The 16,139-nt window shown below is 61.3% G+C and carries 18 protein-coding genes, 1 tRNA gene and 2 pseudogenes; 6 read left to right on the forward strand and 15 right to left on the reverse strand.

Translation table 11 applies throughout. The features are described 5' to 3' along the window. Nucleotides 1-113: 113 nt before the first annotated feature. Nucleotides 114-248 (forward strand): annotated as a pseudogene (locus M5B96_RS11365) (phage antirepressor protein); the annotation flags it as partial. A gap of 232 nt (nucleotides 249-480) precedes the next feature. Here the strand turns inward: M5B96_RS11365 and M5B96_RS11370 are convergent. Further along, nucleotides 481-570, reverse strand: a tRNA-Ser gene (locus M5B96_RS11370). A gap of 319 nt (nucleotides 571-889) precedes the next feature. On the opposite strand from M5B96_RS11370, the gene M5B96_RS11375 reads away from it, so the two are divergent. The 3 genes from M5B96_RS11375 to M5B96_RS11385 all read left to right on the forward strand — a co-directional run bounded on the left by M5B96_RS11375 (nucleotide 890) and on the right by M5B96_RS11385 (nucleotide 3,481). Beyond that, nucleotides 890-1,579, forward strand: coding sequence for a crotonase/enoyl-CoA hydratase family protein (locus M5B96_RS11375; RefSeq protein WP_248796800.1), 690 nt, complete (start codon nucleotides 890-892; stop codon nucleotides 1,577-1,579). A gap of 123 nt (nucleotides 1,580-1,702) precedes the next feature. Further along, nucleotides 1,703-2,440 (forward strand): lysophospholipid acyltransferase family protein, encoded by a 738-nt coding sequence (locus M5B96_RS11380; RefSeq protein ID WP_248796801.1) that lies wholly within the window; start codon nucleotides 1,703-1,705, stop codon nucleotides 2,438-2,440. A gap of 69 nt (nucleotides 2,441-2,509) precedes the next feature. Beyond that, nucleotides 2,510-3,481: a magnesium and cobalt transport protein CorA gene (locus M5B96_RS11385; RefSeq protein ID WP_248796802.1), complete on the forward strand. Its 972-nt coding sequence runs from the start codon at nucleotides 2,510-2,512 to the stop codon at nucleotides 3,479-3,481. A gap of 52 nt (nucleotides 3,482-3,533) precedes the next feature. Here the strand turns inward: M5B96_RS11385 and M5B96_RS11390 are convergent, their stop codons facing one another. Next, nucleotides 3,534-4,262: an amidotransferase gene (locus M5B96_RS11390; protein ID WP_248796803.1), complete on the reverse strand. Its 729-nt coding sequence runs from the start codon at nucleotides 4,260-4,262 to the stop codon at nucleotides 3,534-3,536. Between the two features lie 629 nt (nucleotides 4,263-4,891). Here M5B96_RS11390 and M5B96_RS32510 point away from each other — a divergent pair. Continuing rightward, on the forward strand, nucleotides 4,892-5,014 hold the full coding sequence (locus M5B96_RS32510; RefSeq protein ID WP_263859513.1) for a hypothetical protein: 123 nt from the start codon (nucleotides 4,892-4,894) through the stop codon (nucleotides 5,012-5,014). Between the two features lie 151 nt (nucleotides 5,015-5,165). Then, nucleotides 5,166-5,966, forward strand: coding sequence for a cytochrome c (locus M5B96_RS11395; RefSeq protein WP_248796804.1), 801 nt, complete (start codon nucleotides 5,166-5,168; stop codon nucleotides 5,964-5,966). A 4-nt stretch (nucleotides 5,967-5,970) separates the two neighbouring features. Here the strand turns inward: M5B96_RS11395 and M5B96_RS11400 are convergent, their stop codons facing one another. The 13 genes and pseudogenes from M5B96_RS11400 to M5B96_RS11460 form a co-directional block, all read right to left on the reverse strand. Next, complete coding sequence (locus tag M5B96_RS11400; RefSeq protein WP_248796805.1) at nucleotides 5,971-6,774, reverse strand: transglutaminase family protein; 804 nt, start codon at nucleotides 6,772-6,774, stop codon at nucleotides 5,971-5,973. Further along, a complete protein-coding gene (locus M5B96_RS11405) occupies nucleotides 6,771-7,721 on the reverse strand; it encodes an alpha-E domain-containing protein (RefSeq protein WP_100940699.1) in 951 nt (316 codons plus the stop codon). The genes M5B96_RS11400 and M5B96_RS11405 overlap by 4 nt, the downstream gene beginning before the upstream one ends. Before the next feature lie 11 nt (nucleotides 7,722-7,732). Then, nucleotides 7,733-9,142: a circularly permuted type 2 ATP-grasp protein gene (locus M5B96_RS11410; RefSeq protein WP_248796806.1), complete on the reverse strand. Its 1,410-nt coding sequence runs from the start codon at nucleotides 9,140-9,142 to the stop codon at nucleotides 7,733-7,735. Nucleotides 9,143-9,421: 279 nt separating this feature from the next. Then, nucleotides 9,422-9,760, reverse strand: coding sequence for a ribonuclease E inhibitor RraB (locus M5B96_RS11415; protein ID WP_100940701.1), 339 nt, complete (start codon nucleotides 9,758-9,760; stop codon nucleotides 9,422-9,424). Between the two features lie 199 nt (nucleotides 9,761-9,959). After that, nucleotides 9,960-10,196 carry a hypothetical protein gene (locus M5B96_RS11420; protein ID WP_248796807.1) on the reverse strand — a complete coding sequence of 79 codons (237 nt, stop codon included), beginning with the start codon at nucleotides 10,194-10,196 and terminating at the stop codon, nucleotides 9,960-9,962. Between the two features lie 219 nt (nucleotides 10,197-10,415). Continuing rightward, nucleotides 10,416-11,021, reverse strand: coding sequence for an START domain-containing protein (locus M5B96_RS11425; RefSeq protein WP_248796808.1), 606 nt, complete (start codon nucleotides 11,019-11,021; stop codon nucleotides 10,416-10,418). Between the two features lie 43 nt (nucleotides 11,022-11,064). Further along, a complete protein-coding gene (locus tag M5B96_RS11430; protein WP_248796809.1) occupies nucleotides 11,065-11,319 on the reverse strand; it encodes a YkgJ family cysteine cluster protein in 255 nt (84 codons plus the stop codon). A 148-nt stretch (nucleotides 11,320-11,467) separates the two neighbouring features. Further along, on the reverse strand, nucleotides 11,468-11,986 hold the full coding sequence (locus M5B96_RS11435) for a hypothetical protein (protein WP_248796810.1): 519 nt from the start codon (nucleotides 11,984-11,986) through the stop codon (nucleotides 11,468-11,470). A 103-nt stretch (nucleotides 11,987-12,089) separates the two neighbouring features. Continuing rightward, nucleotides 12,090-13,532, reverse strand: a complete 1,443-nt coding sequence (locus tag M5B96_RS11440; RefSeq protein WP_100940706.1) for a PLP-dependent aminotransferase family protein — start codon at nucleotides 13,530-13,532, stop codon at nucleotides 12,090-12,092. A gap of 319 nt (nucleotides 13,533-13,851) precedes the next feature. Continuing rightward, on the reverse strand, nucleotides 13,852-14,667 hold the full coding sequence (locus tag M5B96_RS11445) for an OmpA family protein (RefSeq protein ID WP_248796811.1): 816 nt from the start codon (nucleotides 14,665-14,667) through the stop codon (nucleotides 13,852-13,854). Beyond that, nucleotides 14,664-15,020: a DUF4398 domain-containing protein gene (locus tag M5B96_RS11450; RefSeq protein WP_248796812.1), complete on the reverse strand. Its 357-nt coding sequence runs from the start codon at nucleotides 15,018-15,020 to the stop codon at nucleotides 14,664-14,666. Before M5B96_RS11450 ends, M5B96_RS11445 begins: the two co-directional genes overlap by 4 nt. A 9-nt stretch (nucleotides 15,021-15,029) precedes the next feature. After that, nucleotides 15,030-15,851 (reverse strand): substrate-binding periplasmic protein, encoded by an 822-nt coding sequence (locus M5B96_RS11455; protein ID WP_248796813.1) that lies wholly within the window; start codon nucleotides 15,849-15,851, stop codon nucleotides 15,030-15,032. A gap of 184 nt (nucleotides 15,852-16,035) precedes the next feature. Continuing rightward, nucleotides 16,036-16,139, reverse strand: a pseudogene (locus M5B96_RS11460) (electron transfer flavoprotein subunit alpha/FixB family protein); the annotation flags it as partial.

The following is a 16,139-nucleotide window of genomic DNA, read 5'->3' on the forward strand; positions in this document are numbered from 1 at the left end:
TGGTCATGACCGAGCACTTCGAACCCACTCGTTTCACCCGCCATAACCGTTTTATCCATGCCCTGATACTGGAATCACAAGCCTGGTTCAGGCTGACTGACCTTGGTCGCCTGATGGACCGCCCACTGCACGAGCGTCTGGCTCGCAAGCTCGACAGCGATCAGCGCCGCTTGCTCTGGCTGAACTACCACGGAAAAATCCAGGAAGCCCTGATGGTCAGCGAGTCGGGCGTCTACGCCTTGATGGGTCACCATCACATCCCGGAAAACCAAAACCTGCGGCAATGGCTGACGCATGAAGTCGTTCCTGCATTGAGAAATATCCAGACAAGCATCCCCGATCAAGGTCCTAGCCTTAGTTCGCTACACTGGGCAGGTCATGCGGTCAGTCTGCTAGTATGGAGGAGAAAAAATATGTACCCAAAAACCACAAAACCCCTGGTTCTCCGAAGAAAACCAGGGGTTTTGTGTACATCGAATTTGGCGGTGAAGGAGAGATTCGAACTCTCGATACAGTTTCCTGTATACACACTTTCCAGGCGTGCTCCTTAAGCCACTCGGACACTTCACCGTATCTCGTCAAACCTATTCAGTCTGTCGAGGCGCGCTAATGTAGTCGAAAGCTTTTCCGATGGCAAAGGTTTTTTTCAGAATTTTCATGCGCTTAAGTCGATCAGCCGTACTCCCCTAGCCACCCGCCCCGCGAATCAAGGCAAAACCGCCAATTTCCGGCCCAGCATGCAGCGCTCTATCCTCTCCCCGCAGGCCCACCGCAAGCCACCGGCCCGGCCCGAAGGCGGAAAAGCCTGACTCACCAGTCAGTCACGGCGCTTTACCTGACCCCGGCGGCTGGGTAACGTCTGCTCCACTTCTATATAAGGAATTGCGTCATGAGTGAATTGATCTCTTACCATCTCGACGACGGTATCGCGACCCTGACCTTGAGCAATGGCAAGGTCAATGCCATTTCCCCGGACGTGATTGCCGCGTTCAACGCCGCCCTGGACCAGGCCACCGCCGACCGCGCCATCGTCATCATCACCGGCCAGCCCGGCATCCTGTCCGGCGGCTACGATCTGAAAGTGATGACCGCCGGTCCCAAGGAAGCCGTAAGCCTGGTAACCGCCGGTTCCACCCTCGCCCGCCGCCTGCTGTCCCATCCCTTCCCGGTGATCGTCGCCTGCCCGGGGCACGCGGTTGCCAAGGGTGCGTTCCTGTTGCTCTCGGCCGATTACCGGATCGGCGTCGAGGGGCCGTTCAGCATCGGCCTGAATGAAGTGCAGATCGGCATGACCATGCACCACGCCGGGATCGAACTGGCCCGCGATCGCCTGCGCCGTTCGGCATTCCACCGCTCGGTGATCAATGGCGAGATGTTCAATCCGCAGGATGCCGTGGACGCCGGCTTCCTCGACAAGGTGGTGGCCGCCGATGCGCTGAAGGACGCCGCACTGGCCGCCGCACAGGCGCTGAAGAAGATCAATATGACCGCCCACAAGAACACCAAGCTGAAAGTGCGCAAGGCGCTGCTGGAGACCCTGGATAACGCGATCATTCTCGATCAGGAACATTTGGGCTGAGCCTGGCGCCAGCAAGCGGAAACATACGCTAAAACATCGCCATCTCCCGGCTACAGACGGCAATTGCCGAAAACAGTGCACATCCGTACACTGCGCCACCTTTTGTCCGGGCGGGCCCTGTAGATGCTGTTTCTGGTACGTATGTTGTTGATGGGGCTGCATTTTGTGCTGGCCGGTGTGCTGGGTGTGTTGCTCGGGCTATGTCGTCCCTTCAATCCGGACAACAGCCGGCTCTGCGCCCGCCTTTATGCTTTGCCTGCGATGTGCATCCTGCGCCTGCGGGTCAAGGCCGAGGTCGGTGCGTTGACGGACAAGCCACACAGCTGCGTGATCGTCGCCAATCATCAATCCAACTATGACCTGTTCGTCTTCGGCAACGTGGTTCCACGGCGCACCGTATGCATCGGCAAGAAAAGCCTGAAGTGGGTGCCGCTGTTCGGCCAACTGTTCTGGCTGGCCGGCAATGTGCTGATCGACCGCGGCAACGCCCACAAGGCCCGGCGCTCCATGTTGAGCACCACCGAGACCCTGCAGCACAAGGACACCTCGATCTGGGTCTTCCCGGAAGGCACGCGCAATCTGGGTGAAGAGCTGCTGCCGTTCAAGAAGGGCGCGTTCCAGATGGCCATCGCCGCCGGGGTGCCGATCGTGCCGGTGTGTGTCAGCAGCTATATCAAGCACATGCGCCTGAACCGCTGGCGCAGCGGCAAGATCCTGATCCGCTCGCTGCCGGCGATTCCTACCGCCGGGCTGACGCTGGACGACATGCCCAGGCTGATGGCCGAATGCCGGGAGCAGATGCGCGCCTGCATCGCGGCCATGGATCACCAACTTTTCCCCGAACTCCCGCGCGTTTGCTGACTCTGAACAGGCGGGGCAAGATAAGCTGTACCCCGCCCCTCCCTCAAAAAAGAAGAAGTGATCAGCACTATGGGTAGAGTCGTTGCCTCGGCGGTTTACAGTGCCGGCAGGAAAGTCCGGGATATCACACTCGATGAAGGCAGTGCCTGGGCCGCCAAGCCGGACCACTTTGTCTGGATAGGCCTGGAAGAACCCAACGCCGAGGAACTGGCCAACCTGCAAAAGCAGTTCAATCTCCACGAACTGGCCATTGAAGACGCCCTGGAAAAGCACAGCCGGCCCAAGCTGGAAAGCTTCGGCGATGCGCTGTTTATCGTCACTTATTCGCCGGTACGCAACGAAGGCAAGCTGCAGTTCATCGAAACCCACATCTTTGCCGGCAATGGCTACATCATCACCTGCCGTAACGGCCACTCGAAGTCCTACGCCCACGTCCGACAACGCTGCGAAGCACGGCCGCTGCTGCTCGAGCACGGTGAGGACTTTGTGCTGTATGCCCTGCTCGACTTCGTCACCGAGAGCTACCAGCCCGTCACCGAAGCCATCCACGCCGAAATCGACGAGCTGGAAAAGAATGTGCTCACCAGCGCCCTGAACGAGGGCGATATCCAACGCATCCATTACCTGCGCCGTGATGTGTTGCGCCTGCGCCGCTATGTGGCGCCGATGGTGGAGATCAGCGAGGAGGTCTCGCGCCTGGACTTCCCGTTTATCGACAAGAACATGCGCCCGTATTTCCGTGACGTGCAGATCCATGTCACCCGGCAGATGGAAGACCTGGCGACCCTACGCGATATCGCCAGCCAGACCATCGAGATCGGTGTACTGCTGGAGGCCGCGCGCCAGAGCGTGGTGCAACGCAAGTTCGCCGCCTGGGCGGCAATCCTGGCGTTTCCGACGGCAGTGGCCGGGATCTACGGGATGAACTTCCAGAACATGCCGGAACTGAGCTGGCACTATGGCTATTTCACCGTGCTGGGATTTATCGCGGTAGGTTGCACGGGGTTGTGGGCCAGCTTCAAGAGATCCGGCTGGCTATAAACCCACAGGGGCCGGCAAGGCTCCTGGAAATCCTCTCGCCAGCCTCGCCCCTTCAGGCCGATGCCGCCTCCGGTTTATGCGCGACGAAGCGCATCATCCATTCCGCAACCGTGGTGCCGTGGTGCTCGTGCACCAGGCTGGCCACGCCGCTGGAATAGATCTGCTCGCCGAGAAACTCCTGGCGAATATCCAGCAACGCCCGGGAGTAGTCGTGGATAAATTCCGGATGCCCCTGGAAGCACAGCACCTGGTCGTTGATGTGGTACGCCGCATACGGACAGAAATCGCTGGAGGCAATGACCGTGGCGTTTTCCGGCAGCGCGGTGACCTGGTCCTGGTGGCTGATCAGCAGGGTCAGTTCTTCACGCACCGGGCTCATCCACGGCGCCTTGGCGGCCATCTTGTATTGATGGGTGCCCACGCCCCAGCCCTGGGTCGCACGCTCGGTCTTGCCGCCCAGCAGCAGCGCCAGCAATTGATGGCCGAAACAGATGCCCAACAGCTTGTCACCACGCTGGTAGCGGTCGAGCAGGTAGGCCTTGAGAACCTGGATCCACGGATCGCTGCCAAAGGAGTCGGCCTTGCTGCCGGTCACCAGGTAGGCGTCAAAGCTCAGTTCGTCACTCGGATAGTTGCCCTGCATCACGTTGTAGACACTGAACTCGGCCGCGATCGGTTGACGGGAGAACAGGCGCTCGAACATCTGCCCATAGCCCTGATATTGATCGACCAGTTCCGGGCGCAGGACATCGGTTTCCAGAATGCAGATGTGTAACGACATAAAAGTACCTGACACGAAAAAGGCAATAAGTGAAACCCGAGCCTGCCCTGAAACCCGCGTTCAAGGCAAGCACAGAAGACACTCTCGCAAGCTGAGGTTCAGCTTGCCGGCAAACCGGCGAACGGGCGACCAAACGGCCCTGATCCTCAGACTCGGACGAACGGTAGTCTGCTAAGGGACAGGCGCTTTTTACCCTTGCACGTGTCTAGCAAAAGGCCCGCTAAGCGGCTGGCGATATGCCTCATGCCTTCTTTAAAAGATTTTTTGATTAGTTGATACGAAATGGTTCTAAGCCAAGTGTGACGCGGGCTCTAAGGTTAAGCCTGTAGTGATGGCCGTCGGGTTTTGCCGGGGCATCCCTATGTAAGCATCAGTATTGTTGTCAGTAGTCGTCGTCAGGAATAACAACAAAAGGCAGTCAGCCATGTTCAAGCATTCGAAAATCCGTCAAGCCGGTCTCATCGTCATCGCCACCACATTACTGTTGATCCTGCCGAACCTCACCAAAGTGATCGGCTAGACGCCCCGTGGCGTGTTTCCCGGCACCCCCACCGCGACCTTCATCGGTTCACTACCGAAGTGCGGTTTTGTGTGCCAATCTTGAGCCATGACTCGATGGAGGGAGGCTCATGCGCCACTGGATCGTCACTATCGCGCTGCTCATCAGCCGTTCTGCCCGGGCAGGCATCATCGATGTGAATCGCGCGGTGGACGAGATCCGCGACGGAGCACTGACGCCGAAGACACGCTGATCAAGCATGACCACCTCGGTATCGTCCACGGCGGTAACTACGAAGAATTGCGCGACGCGCCGTTCGACCATGTCGAAGACACCCCGGGCTGGGTCTTCGAAAACGACGACAACACGGCCGACGAGGCCGCCACGACAGGTCCCCCTAGCGAATGAAGCCGCTGATACTGTTCACGACCCTGCTGTTCTGCCCCACCCTTTACGCCGCGCAACTGGAACTGCCCCAGGGCAGTGGCAGCCGGACCTGGCAAACCGAGGAACTGCTGGGCCGGGCCCAGGACCTCAGCGTCAAGGATGATGTCTCCTACAAGCGCGACATGACCTATCGCGCGGTGCCGATGGCGCTGCTGCTGGAAGGCATCAAGGCCGACGATCACCTGCAGGCGGTGGCGCTGGATGGTTTTGCCGCCGAGATGGCCGCCGCCCCGCTGTTGAATCGCAAAGGCGCCCAGGCCTGGCTGGCGATCGAGGATCCGGCCAAGCCCTGGCCGCCACTGGCTGAAGGCAAACCCAGTGCCGGCCCCTTTTACCTGGTCTGGACAGACCCACAGGCGGGCCATATCAGCCCCGAACAATGGCCCTATCAGATGGCGAGCATCAAGCGCCTGGCGCCTGTGGCCGAACGCTTCCCGGCCCTGCGCCCGGACCCGAAGCTGGCGACCAACGATCCAGTGAACAAGGGCTTCGCGCTGTTTCAGAAAAACTGCCTGGCCTGCCATCGGCTCAACGGCGCCGGCGATGCCCAGGTCGGGCCGGACCTGAACCTGCCCTACAACCCCACCGAATACTTCGCCGTCGGCTATCTCAAGCGTTATATCCGTGACCCGCAGAGCCTGCGGCACTGGCCGCAGGCGAAGATGCCGGCGTTCGCCCCGGCGGTGCTGCCGGATGGCGAACTGGATCAGTTGCTGGCGTACTTGAAGCACATGGCCAAACGTAAACAGCCGATCTAGGACCTTACTGCTGCTGCACCGACAGGATCGGCGTCGGCGATACCAGCACCTTGGCGTGCATCTGCTCACAGCCGCCGCCCCGGCGCATCCCGCGCACCGGGCAGGCGTCGAGGTAATCCAGGCCCACGGCCAGCTTCAGATGGCGCTCCGGCCGGGACAACTGGTTGGTCACATCGAAACTGTACCAGGCGTCGTCCAGCCAGGCTTCGGCCCAGGCATGGCTGGCCAGGTGCTCGCTGTTCTCGCTGTACAGATACCCCGACACATAACGCGCCGGAATCCCCAGGCTGCGCGCGCAGGCCAGGAACGCATGGGTATGGTCCTGGCACACCCCGGCCCGCCGGGCAAAGGCCTGGGCGGCGCTGGTGTCGACCTCGGTGGCACCCGGCGTGTAGGCCATGTGCTGGTTCAGCGCGTGCATCAGGTCGATCAACGCGCTGCGGTCCCGGCGCTTGCGACATTGCTTGTCGGCGAAACCACGCAGGGCATCGTCCGGCTCGGTCAGGCGGGTCATGCGCAGGAACGGCAAGGCCGACTGGCTCTCGTGCTCGGCCTCGCGCTGCTCGTCGATATCCACCTGGCCGCGGGCGCCGATGATAATGGCTTCGTGGGGCTCGTCGAGGGTCAGCACATGAAGGATATTGCCGAACGGGTCGAGCTGCGCACGCACCGGACGCGGCAGGGTCAGTTGCCAACTGAGTACGTGTTGGCGCTCACTGTCGTGAGGGGTCAGACGCAAATACTGGATGCTCGCCCGCACCTGATCCTCATAGTGATAGGTGGTCTCGTGGCTAATGGAAAGTCTCATGCAGCCTCCAGGTAGGAACTGTGTATGGCGTTGCCCAGTTCGGCAACCAGGGGAATGAACTCGATCAGCCAGGTGTGCAGGCCTTCGTCGAGGATCTCATCGATACCGGTGTAGCGCAGCCGCGCATCCATCTCGGCGGCCAGGCGCTGGGCCGGCCGGCCGTTGATACCCGGCAGGCTGGCGAGGATCTGGTCGATTTCTTCGGTGCAGGCGCGCAATGAGCGCGGCACATCGGCACGCAACAACAGCAGTTCGGCGACCTGCCGTGCGCCCGGGGCATCACGGTAGATCTCGGTGTAGGCCTCGAACGACGACAAGGCCCGCAGCAACGCACTCCACTGGTAATAAGCGTGGGCCGTGCCGTCGCTCACTGCGTCGGCCTGGTCGCCGGCCATGTCGTAGCGCGCATCCAGCAGGCGCAGGGTGTTGTCGGCCCGTTCGATAAAGGTGCCCAGGCGAATGAAGCGAAAGGCATCGTTACGCATGATGGTGCCGTAGGACGCCCCGCGGAACAGGTGGGAACGCTCCTTGATCCACTCGCAGAAACGGCTCATGCCATAGCGCCCCAAACCCTGGTCGGCAATGCCGCGAATCTCCAGCCAGGTGGCGTTGATGTTTTCCCACATATCCGCGGTAATCCGCCCACGCACCGCGTGGGCACTGGCCCGCGCCGCCCGCAGGCAGCTGAAGATGCTCGCCGGGTTGGCCGCGTCCAGGGCGAAGAAGTGCAGCAGTCGGTCGGCGTGCAGCTCGCCATGACGCTCCAGGTAATCGTCCAGGGTGCCGGTGATCAGCAATGGCATGGCCATTTCATGCAGGCCGTCGCCGCGACCGTCCTGCGGCATCAACGACAACGAATAACTCACGTCGAGCATCCGCGCGAGGTTTTCCACGCGCTCCAGATAACGCGACATCCAATACAAATCCGAGGCAGTTCTACTTAGCATGTCAGGCTTCCTTAATCCTCGACCACCCAGGTGTCCTTGGTGCCGCCGCCCTGGGACGAGTTCACCACCAGGGAGCCTTCGCGCAGTGCGACACGGGTCAGCCCGCCCGGCACGACGCGGGTCTCACGACCGGAGAGGACAAATGGACGCAGATCGATATGGCGCGGGGCAATGCCGCTCTCGACAAAGGTCGGGCAGGTCGACAAGGACAACGTCGGCTGGGCGATATAGGCATGCGGCTTGGCCTTGAGCCGAGCGCGGAAATTCTCGATTTCCGCCGCGCTCGCCGCCGGTCCCACCAGCATGCCGTAGCCACCCGAGCCCTGGGTTTCCTTGACCACCAATTCCGGTAGATGCGCCAGCACGTGGGAGAGTTCCTCGGGCTTGCGACATTGCCAGGTCGGCACGTTCTGCAGAATCGGCTCTTCGTCGAGGTAAAAACGGATCATGTCGGTGACGAATGGGTACACCGACTTGTCGTCCGCCACCCCGGTGCCGATGGCATTGGCCAGTACCACATTGCCGGACCGGTAGGACGACAACAGGCCGGGCACGCCGAGCATCGAGTCGGGGTTGAAGGCCAGCGGATCGAGGAACGCATCGTCGAGGCGACGATAGATCACATCCACCTGTTTCGGGCCGTCGGTGGTACGCATGAAAACCTTGTCGTCACGCACGAACAGGTCCGCGCCCTCCACCAGTTCCACGCCCATTTCCCGGGCCAGGAACGCGTGCTCGAAGAACGCACTGTTGAAGCGGCCGGGCGTCAGTACCACCACGCTCGGGTTGTCCAGCGGACTGGAGCTTTTCAGCGTGTCGAGCAGCAGGTTGGGGTAATGGTCGATGGGCGCGATGCGCTGGGCGGCGAACAGTTCGGGGAACAGGCGCATCATCATCTTGCGGTCTTCGAGCATGTAGCTCACACCGCTGGGAGTCCGCAGGTTGTCTTCCAGGACGTAGTAGGTGCCGTCGCCATCACGGACCAGGTCGACCCCGGAAATGTGCGAGTAGATATCGCGGTGCAGGTTCAGGCCCTGCATGGCCAGTTGGTACTGCTCGTTGGCCAGGACCTGTTCGGCGGGGATGATCCCGGCCTTGATGATGCGTTGTTCGTGGTAGAGGTCGGCGAGAAACATGTTCAACGCCTTGACCCGCTGGATGCAGCCGCGCTCCACGACGCGCCATTCACTGGCGGGAATACTGCGGGGAATGGTGTCGAATGGAATCAGGCGTTCGGTACCCTGTTCGTCGCCATAAAGGGTGAAGGTAATCCCGGCGCGATGAAACAGCAGATCGGCCTCACGTCGCCGTTGTGCCAATAACTCCTCGGGAGTATCGGCCAGCCAACGAGCAAACTCCCGGTAATGCGGGCGGACCTGGCCGCCGGCATCGTACATCTCGTCAAAATAGGTGCGGATCATGCCGTGCTCCTTGTCACCCGGTCACAAGGGCCTTCGCAAGGCCCGTGCCATCGGCATAAACGCTTTAATATCAACAGATTGGATAATCATCCAAGCTGCGCCGCACCATCACTGTGCAGTAAATGCCCCAATGCGATCAGCCGCGCCTCATTGCGAAGCAGGCTTGGCCTATCACCAGCATAGCCAGAGTTTGATCGCCTGCCCGGGCGGTCCTTTTTTGTGCGTGTGAACAAAAACGGCCGACCCTGGGGTCAGCCGCTGCTGGTGGAAAGAAGTCTCTCAATTGAGCGCCCGGACCGGGTGCTTGACGCCCCAACCTTCGATGGTGCCGCCCAGGGGCTCGACCACCGCCCCGAAGTTCTGTTCGAAGTCGCCGATACCGCCATAGGTGGCGTACATCACCTTGCTCAGCTCCAGGTACCAGGCCCCGTCGTCGCGGACACTGACCTGGGCATTCAAGGATTCACCGCGAAATTTGCCTGCCGCCCTGCGCGCCCGCTCCTCGTCCGGGAAAACGGCATAGAACTCGATGGGATGGATGCGTGCGAAATCGAAACCGCCTTCTTTCATGCGGCGCAGCACGTTGCTGCTGATGTCTTCTTGATAGGCTGTGCTCATGAAACGTCCTCCTCAGCAAGCGTTGGATAGACTTTCCGTACTCCCGAACCAGACACCGAACGGCACTGGCGATACGACAACCGGGAAACAAGCATGTAGCTGACAAGACCAGACCTATAGCGAATCATTCGCTGATCTCCCTTGCAGAGTAGCGCGATGACATCGCCTCTGCCAGAGGCAGTGCAGAGGAAAAACGCGGTCAGGGTAAAGGCGTGATACTGAGGATCTGGATGCTGTTCTGATCCTTCAGGCTCTTGACCGTCGGCTCCGGGGTACGGCCCTCCAGGTCATTGAGGTCCAGCGTGGCGGGAACCGGCAACAGCTTGGCACGAATCAACCGCGCGGCCTGCTCCAGGTCCGGCTCGTCGGCACATTCGAAGTGCTCCGTGTCCTGCACGCCATGATCGTCGACGAAGGTAACTGCCCACTTGCTCATCGGTGCCTCCTCGGTAAAGCCCAGGAAGGGGCTTACAGTATCTGGACTGTAGAGCATGGGTGATCGTTCAACCGGATGTGAAAGGCATTGCCCCTGGAGAACGCCCAATAACCTGATGTGGGAGCGGTGCTTGCCCGCGAGGCTTTTTGCGACCTCAAGGGCCTCTTCGCGGATAAATCCGGCTCCCACAATGTCTGACAAGCCGAGTAGATCAGCCCCTCACTTCTCGGCGCGCTCCTTCAAGGCCTTGAGGGTATTGAACGGTGCATCGACCACAAACTTGTTGGCCAACCACGAAGGCACGCTGCCACCTGGCTCGGTATGCACCTGGTAAGTCACTTCGGTCATGCCGCCATCCTTGGGCACCAGCTTCCAGAAGCCGTCCACCTGGGCGACACGGACATAACCGTTCTCTTCCGGCAGATAGGTCGGCACTTCCTTGAGCGCACGGGTCAGGCTGCCGTCAGCGGCCTTGGTGGTGGTGATCTGCAGGATGGAATCGCGATCGGTAACCGGGAACGGTGCCTTGAACTGGGTGTAGGTCCAGCTCAGGTCCCCCTCTTTCTTCAACAGCTTCTGCGACTTGCACTCGTGAATCCAGGCACAGGCGCCGACCACGTCTTCCTGCAACGCCTGGATCTTCGCCACCGGCGCCTTGATCAGGGTCACACCACGGTAGGCCTTGTACTTGGAGTTGGACACCTCACTCAGGGAGACCTTGATACCGTCCTGGTCCTTGGCCGTTTCCCAGGTCTCCGCGTAGGCGGTACCGCTCAACAGGACAGTCAAACCACAAACTACAGCCATTCGATGCAGCGAACTCATTGTTTTATTCCTTATTGTTGAAGTTCCGTTCATTGAACACACCTCACGCCGCTGTCATTTGCTCCCACCAGCCGATCAGGCGGATCGCCTCTTCGCGGCTGCTGCCGCAAACCTCGGGATCAGCCTGGAAAGCCCCGCACACCGCGGGCCGCTCGGGTTTGCCAAACAGATCGCACAATCCTTCGACCGAGAGTTGCACGCAACGTTCTCCCGCCGGCTTGCCGTTGGGCATGCCTGGAATCGGCGTACTGATGGAAGGGGCGATGCAACAAGCGCCACAGCCCTCACGGCACTTCATGACGACAAGCTCCTGATAGGGGAAAAGGTGTGTGGAGGACAGAGTAACCGCTAAAACGGCTGTTTAAAATTGGTCGCACAATTGTTTTTCACGGATCAGGCCCATGACCGCCCAGTCACCGACGAAACGTCGTGCCGGGCAGGCCGTTTTACTGTTTGAATTCAAAATCCAGGGCCGCGCCGTCGACTTCCTTGCGCCCCTCGTTACGCAACTGTAGATCCATTTCATTCTTGAGCAAGCGCCCGTTGAGCTGGAAAGGTGTCTGTTCAGGGGCTTTTTCGAACAGTTGCGGCAACAGCGGCCGACTTTTCGACAAGGGTACCGTGCCTGGCGGCTCAAGGCGCTTGACCATGTCCTGGGGCAGGCTCAGATCCAGCTGGGGCAGTGGCAGCCTGGTGTTCAGCGCGTCACTGGCCGGCACGGCCTTGGCGGCCATCGGCGCACGCTGCCTGGCCTTGCCCGGCGACGCCTTCTGGGCAGTTGTCCGTTTACTCGGCGGGTGTTTTTTCTTCACCAGCTTGACGCTGCTGGCCGGGCTCCCGAGCGGCTTTTTCGCCGTCGTCGCGGCTACGTTTGTGTCCTGGGCCCGCGCCGTCACAGCAACTCCCGAGGCCACGCCTGTCAGCACGAAAATCAACAGCAAACGAATGGAAAGAGTCGCTTTCATAGGCTCTACGGCACGGACCACGGGGGGGGCATATGCTCGCCTGTTGAGCGTCTCCTGACAAGCGGGCGATCATCCAGGACCGCCCAGGCTTGTCCCCGGCCCGTCACAGAAGCCCGGCCGCCGTTTCCTGGCACAGCTGGCTGGCCAGCATGCCGAGGGTCATCAACGCCCGCTCGGCCTCGCGATTCCAGGGGATTCCGCAGTTGAGCCGGATACAGTGATTGAACTGTTCGGTGTTACTGAAGATCAGCCCCGGGGCAATACTGATGCCCTGCTGCAGTGCCCGCACGTGCAACTCCTGGGTGTTGACCCGCCCCGGCAGGCTGACCCACAGGATGAAACCGCCGGTAGGTCGGGTCATCTGCGTCCCTTCCGGAAAGAACTGCTGCACCGCCAGCTGGAAGGCGCTGAGGTTCTTGCGGTACTCCTGGCGGATATAGCGCAGGTGCCGGTCGTAGCCACCGTTTTCCAGGTAGGCCGCCACCGCCATCTGCGTCACGCTGCACGCCGAGTGGGTGCTGAAGGTCTGCAAGCGCTGGATTTCCTGCTGGAACTTGCCGGCGATCATCCAGCCGATGCGCACGCCGGGCGAGAGGGTCTTGGAAAAGCTCGAACAGTAGATCACCCGGTCCAGGCGGTCATAGGCCTTGAGGGCCTTGGTCCGGCCGACCTCGAACATCAGCTCGCCGTAGATATCGTCTTCGACGATCTGGATATCGAAGTCCGAGGCCAGGCGCAGCAACTGCTTCTGCCGTTCTTCCGGCATGGTCCCGCCCAGCGGGTTGCTCAGGCGCGTGGTCAGCACCAGGGCCTTGATCGACCATTGGTTGGCCGCCAGTTGCAGGGCTTCCAGGCTCATCCCGGTGGACGGGTCGCTGGGAATCTCGATGACTTTCAGGCCCAGCAGGTCGGCCAGTTGCAACAAGCCGTAGTAGGTCGGCGACTCGGCGGCGATCAGGTCGCCCGGCCGGGTCAGCACCCGCAGCGACATTTGCAGGGCATCCACGCAACCGTGGGTGATCACCACTTCCGAGGGGTCGATCACCACCCCGGCGTCGCGCATGCGGATCGCCACCTGGCGACGCAACGGCTCGAAACCGGGACTGAACATGTAGCTGAAGGCCCGCGGGCTGTGGAAGCGCGTGACCTTGGCCAATTGCTGGTGCAACGCCCGCACCGGCAGGTAATCCACCGACGGCACCGCCGCGCCGAAGGGAAACACACCTTCACGGCGGGACTCGACCAACACCTGCTGGATAATGCTGCTGCGGGTCACCAGACCCGGTCGTTCGACCCGGGCGATGTCCGGCGTGGGCGCGGTCAGGGCCGGGGTCTGGTGCACGTAGTAGCCCGATTGCGGACGCGCACGGATCAGCCCCTGGTCTTCCAGGTTGGCATAGGCCTGCAGCACCGTGGCGTGGCTGACATTGAGCTGCGAGCTCATCTTGCGCACCGAGGGCACGCGCTCGCCCGGCTGATAGACCCCCCGCCGGATATCCTCGGCGAGCTGCTGAGCAATACGTTGGTAGAGCAATAGATTGGTCATGAAGCGGCACTCGGTTTCGACGGCATTTTTATTCTTGGAGGCAACAATACCGGAACAGTTCAAAAGTGTACTGGCACAGTTTCTACAATAGTCGACAATACAGTGCCAGGAGAAGTAAAACTGTATGGGCGCGTACGATCTCCCCAACACCGCATCTCCTGTAACAGCCCGGCTTGTCGGCGATGGCGCGCAAGACTCAGGGGCCCCATCGCCGGCAAGCCGGGTTCCTAGCGGGTTGCTGGTGTTTTCGAGGATGTAGAGGCCATAAAAAACCCGGCGCCTTTGAAGGTGCCGGGTTTTTGCTAGAGACCGACCGCCGTCAGCGCGCCGCGCCCAGCCGGCCCTTCTCGTCGGAAAAGACAATCTCGACCCGACGGTTCTGCGCCCGCCCGCGCTCGCTGGCATTCACGTCCACCGGGTACTGGTCGCCATAACCCTCGACCTGGATACGCTTCTCGTCGATCCCCAGGTCAACCAGCATATCGGCCACCGACTGCGCGCGCTCACGGGACAGCTTCAGGTTACCGTCGCTATCACCGGTGCTGTCGGTATAGCCCTCGATGCGCACCACGCGCCGCGGATTGAGCTGGAGAAACTGCACCAGCTTGAGCACCGTGCGATTGGCCGAGTTCTTCAGCTCCGCCTCACCGGTGTCGAACAGTACATCGCCGAGGGTCATCACCAGGCCGCGATCTTTCTGGTTGCTGGTCAGGCTGGCGATCTGTTCCTCCACCCACTTGCCCTGCTGCTGCACGCTGAGCAATTTGCTTTCGCGCAACGCCAGTTGCAGGCGCTGACGCTCCAGCTCAAGCTTGGCCGCCCGCTCCTGGTTCAACGCAGTCTCGGTGTGCTCACGGGCGATATCGGCGTAGCGCTCGCTCAGATAGGCGTAATGCTCGACGTCACCGGCGCTGCCCAAATAACCGGACAGGCGCTCGGCACGGGCCAGCGACTCACCGGCGCGGATCACGTCCTTGGGCGCATAGCGCAACACATTGGTGTCTTCCTTGACCTTCTGAAAGCTCGCCGATGCCGCCTGCAAGGCCGCCTCGCTATCGTTCTGGCCGGCGCAACCGTACAAGCCGACACAGGCCAGCAACAACAGGCCGCCCGCCCTCGCGCTCGAATAGATCATTGAGCCATCTCCAGTTGCTTGTGCAGGCGCGTGATACGGGTGTTGAGCAGGGTGACCTGCTCCTGGCTCTTCTCGGTCAGCACCCGCGCCTCGGCCAGGCGTGCATCCAGCTCGGCCTGCTCGGACTTGCGCCGGGCACCACGGTAAGCCTGTTCGGCCATATTGGCCTTGGCCCGGCGGAACTTGTCCTCGGCCTGTTTCAGCTCCGGGACAGCATTGGCATTGGCCCCGACGGCATGGGCCTGGGCGATGGCGCGCTCGGTCAGACGCATCTGCTCGTTCGGCGCCGGGTCGGTGGCGCAGCCCGCCAGCGCCAGCACGGCCAGGGCCGCAAATAGAGGTCGAATACTCACAAAAAATCCCTACGGTTTGGGGGCGCTGACCGGTTGCAATTGCGCCTTCCAACGCTCCAGATTGCGCTGCAGCGCGGCTTCGGTCAGGCCGGAGGCGGGCAATTCTGTCATCTTTTTCGCCAACTGTCCGCGCAACCAGGGGTCATTGCAGGCCGAGTTGTGGGAAACCGCGAGAAACAGTCCCGGCTGGTCGACCGGTTGCGGATAGGCCTTGAGGTCGTTGGCCATGCCCAGGGCCTGGGCCGTGACCATGCCGGCATAACGCCCGGCCAGCACATATTCGACCTCGCCCAGCAGCAGCTTGTGCAAGGCCGGGGTCAGGGCCGGCGTGCGCTGCAGGGTCAGGCGCGCCTTGCTGAAGTCGTTGAACGGCTGGGTCATCCGGGCCTTTTCCGAGACCGCCCCGGCGTGCCCGGACAGGTCCTCGGCGCTGTTGTAGAGCAGCGGCGAATCCTTGCGGGTCCAGACCAGGAAGTCGTTGTGCAGCAGTGCCGGGGGGATATAGTCCAGCGAATCCAGTTCGTCGAGGGTGATCGGCGCATCCACCAGCAGGTCCATGCGCCCGCTGCGCACCTCCTCCTGGGCCTCGGAGCGCTTGCCGCCGTAGAGCACCTCGACCTTGAGCCCCAACTCCCCCGCCACCTGGCGCAGCAGGTCGGCGCTGGCGCCGATCAGGTGCACCGGGTCCTGCGGATCGCGCCACAGGTACGGCGGCGCATCCGGGCTGCCGGTGACGATCAGGCGCTCGCACTTGCCCAGCGCCTGGGCCGGCGGGGCCAATACGGGCAAGCCCAGCAGCAGTGACAGCGCAACGGCGCGAAGCCTGTCCATGATCCGAATCTCCCTCTCAAAACTCATCCAGCGCCGAGACACGCCACGCTGATAACACCTGGCATCGCTCGACACTGGGAGCCAGCAAGCTGGCTCCTACAAGGGATACGAAGCGTTCGATAAATAACTCGCCAAAAAAAACCCGGCCAAATAGCCGGGTTCTTTTATAAGCCAAGCCGCTGGATCAGACCAGCTTCTCGAACTCAGGCACAGCCTCGAACAAGTCCGCCACCAGGCCGTAATCGGCGACCTGGAAGATCGGCGCCTCTTCGTCCTTGTTGATAGATC

This window comes from Pseudomonas sp. MWU13-2105 (genome assembly GCF_023242315.1).
Taxonomy (GTDB): domain Bacteria; phylum Pseudomonadota; class Gammaproteobacteria; order Pseudomonadales; family Pseudomonadaceae; genus Aquipseudomonas.

What these genes read in the sequence shown, in the direction of transcription:
- M5B96_RS11375 (WP_248796800.1), top strand. Translation starts at nt 890, where the DNA reads ATGAGTGAATTGATCTCTTACCATCTCGACGACGGTATCGCGACCCTG.
- M5B96_RS11380 (WP_248796801.1), top strand. Translation starts at nt 1,703, where the DNA reads ATGCTGTTTCTGGTACGTATGTTGTTGATGGGGCTGCATTTTGTGCTG.
- M5B96_RS11385 (WP_248796802.1), top strand. Translation starts at nt 2,510, where the DNA reads ATGGGTAGAGTCGTTGCCTCGGCGGTTTACAGTGCCGGCAGGAAAGTC.
- M5B96_RS11390 (WP_248796803.1), bottom strand. Translation starts at nt 4,262, where the DNA reads ATGTCGTTACACATCTGCATTCTGGAAACCGATGTCCTGCGCCCGGAA.
- M5B96_RS32510 (WP_263859513.1), top strand. Translation starts at nt 4,892, where the DNA reads ATGCGCCACTGGATCGTCACTATCGCGCTGCTCATCAGCCGTTCTGCC.
- M5B96_RS11395 (WP_248796804.1), top strand. Translation starts at nt 5,166, where the DNA reads ATGAAGCCGCTGATACTGTTCACGACCCTGCTGTTCTGCCCCACCCTT.
- M5B96_RS11400 (WP_248796805.1), bottom strand. Translation starts at nt 6,774, where the DNA reads ATGAGACTTTCCATTAGCCACGAGACCACCTATCACTATGAGGATCAG.
- M5B96_RS11405 (WP_100940699.1), bottom strand. Translation starts at nt 7,721, where the DNA reads ATGCTAAGTAGAACTGCCTCGGATTTGTATTGGATGTCGCGTTATCTG.
- M5B96_RS11410 (WP_248796806.1), bottom strand. Translation starts at nt 9,142, where the DNA reads ATGATCCGCACCTATTTTGACGAGATGTACGATGCCGGCGGCCAGGTC.
- M5B96_RS11415 (WP_100940701.1), bottom strand. Translation starts at nt 9,760, where the DNA reads ATGAGCACAGCCTATCAAGAAGACATCAGCAGCAACGTGCTGCGCCGC.
- M5B96_RS11420 (WP_248796807.1), bottom strand. Translation starts at nt 10,196, where the DNA reads ATGAGCAAGTGGGCAGTTACCTTCGTCGACGATCATGGCGTGCAGGAC.
- M5B96_RS11425 (WP_248796808.1), bottom strand. Translation starts at nt 11,021, where the DNA reads ATGAGTTCGCTGCATCGAATGGCTGTAGTTTGTGGTTTGACTGTCCTG.
- M5B96_RS11430 (WP_248796809.1), bottom strand. Translation starts at nt 11,319, where the DNA reads ATGAAGTGCCGTGAGGGCTGTGGCGCTTGTTGCATCGCCCCTTCCATC.
- M5B96_RS11435 (WP_248796810.1), bottom strand. Translation starts at nt 11,986, where the DNA reads ATGAAAGCGACTCTTTCCATTCGTTTGCTGTTGATTTTCGTGCTGACA.
- M5B96_RS11440 (WP_100940706.1), bottom strand. Translation starts at nt 13,532, where the DNA reads ATGACCAATCTATTGCTCTACCAACGTATTGCTCAGCAGCTCGCCGAG.
- M5B96_RS11445 (WP_248796811.1), bottom strand. Translation starts at nt 14,667, where the DNA reads ATGATCTATTCGAGCGCGAGGGCGGGCGGCCTGTTGTTGCTGGCCTGT.
- M5B96_RS11455 (WP_248796813.1), bottom strand. Translation starts at nt 15,851, where the DNA reads ATGGACAGGCTTCGCGCCGTTGCGCTGTCACTGCTGCTGGGCTTGCCC.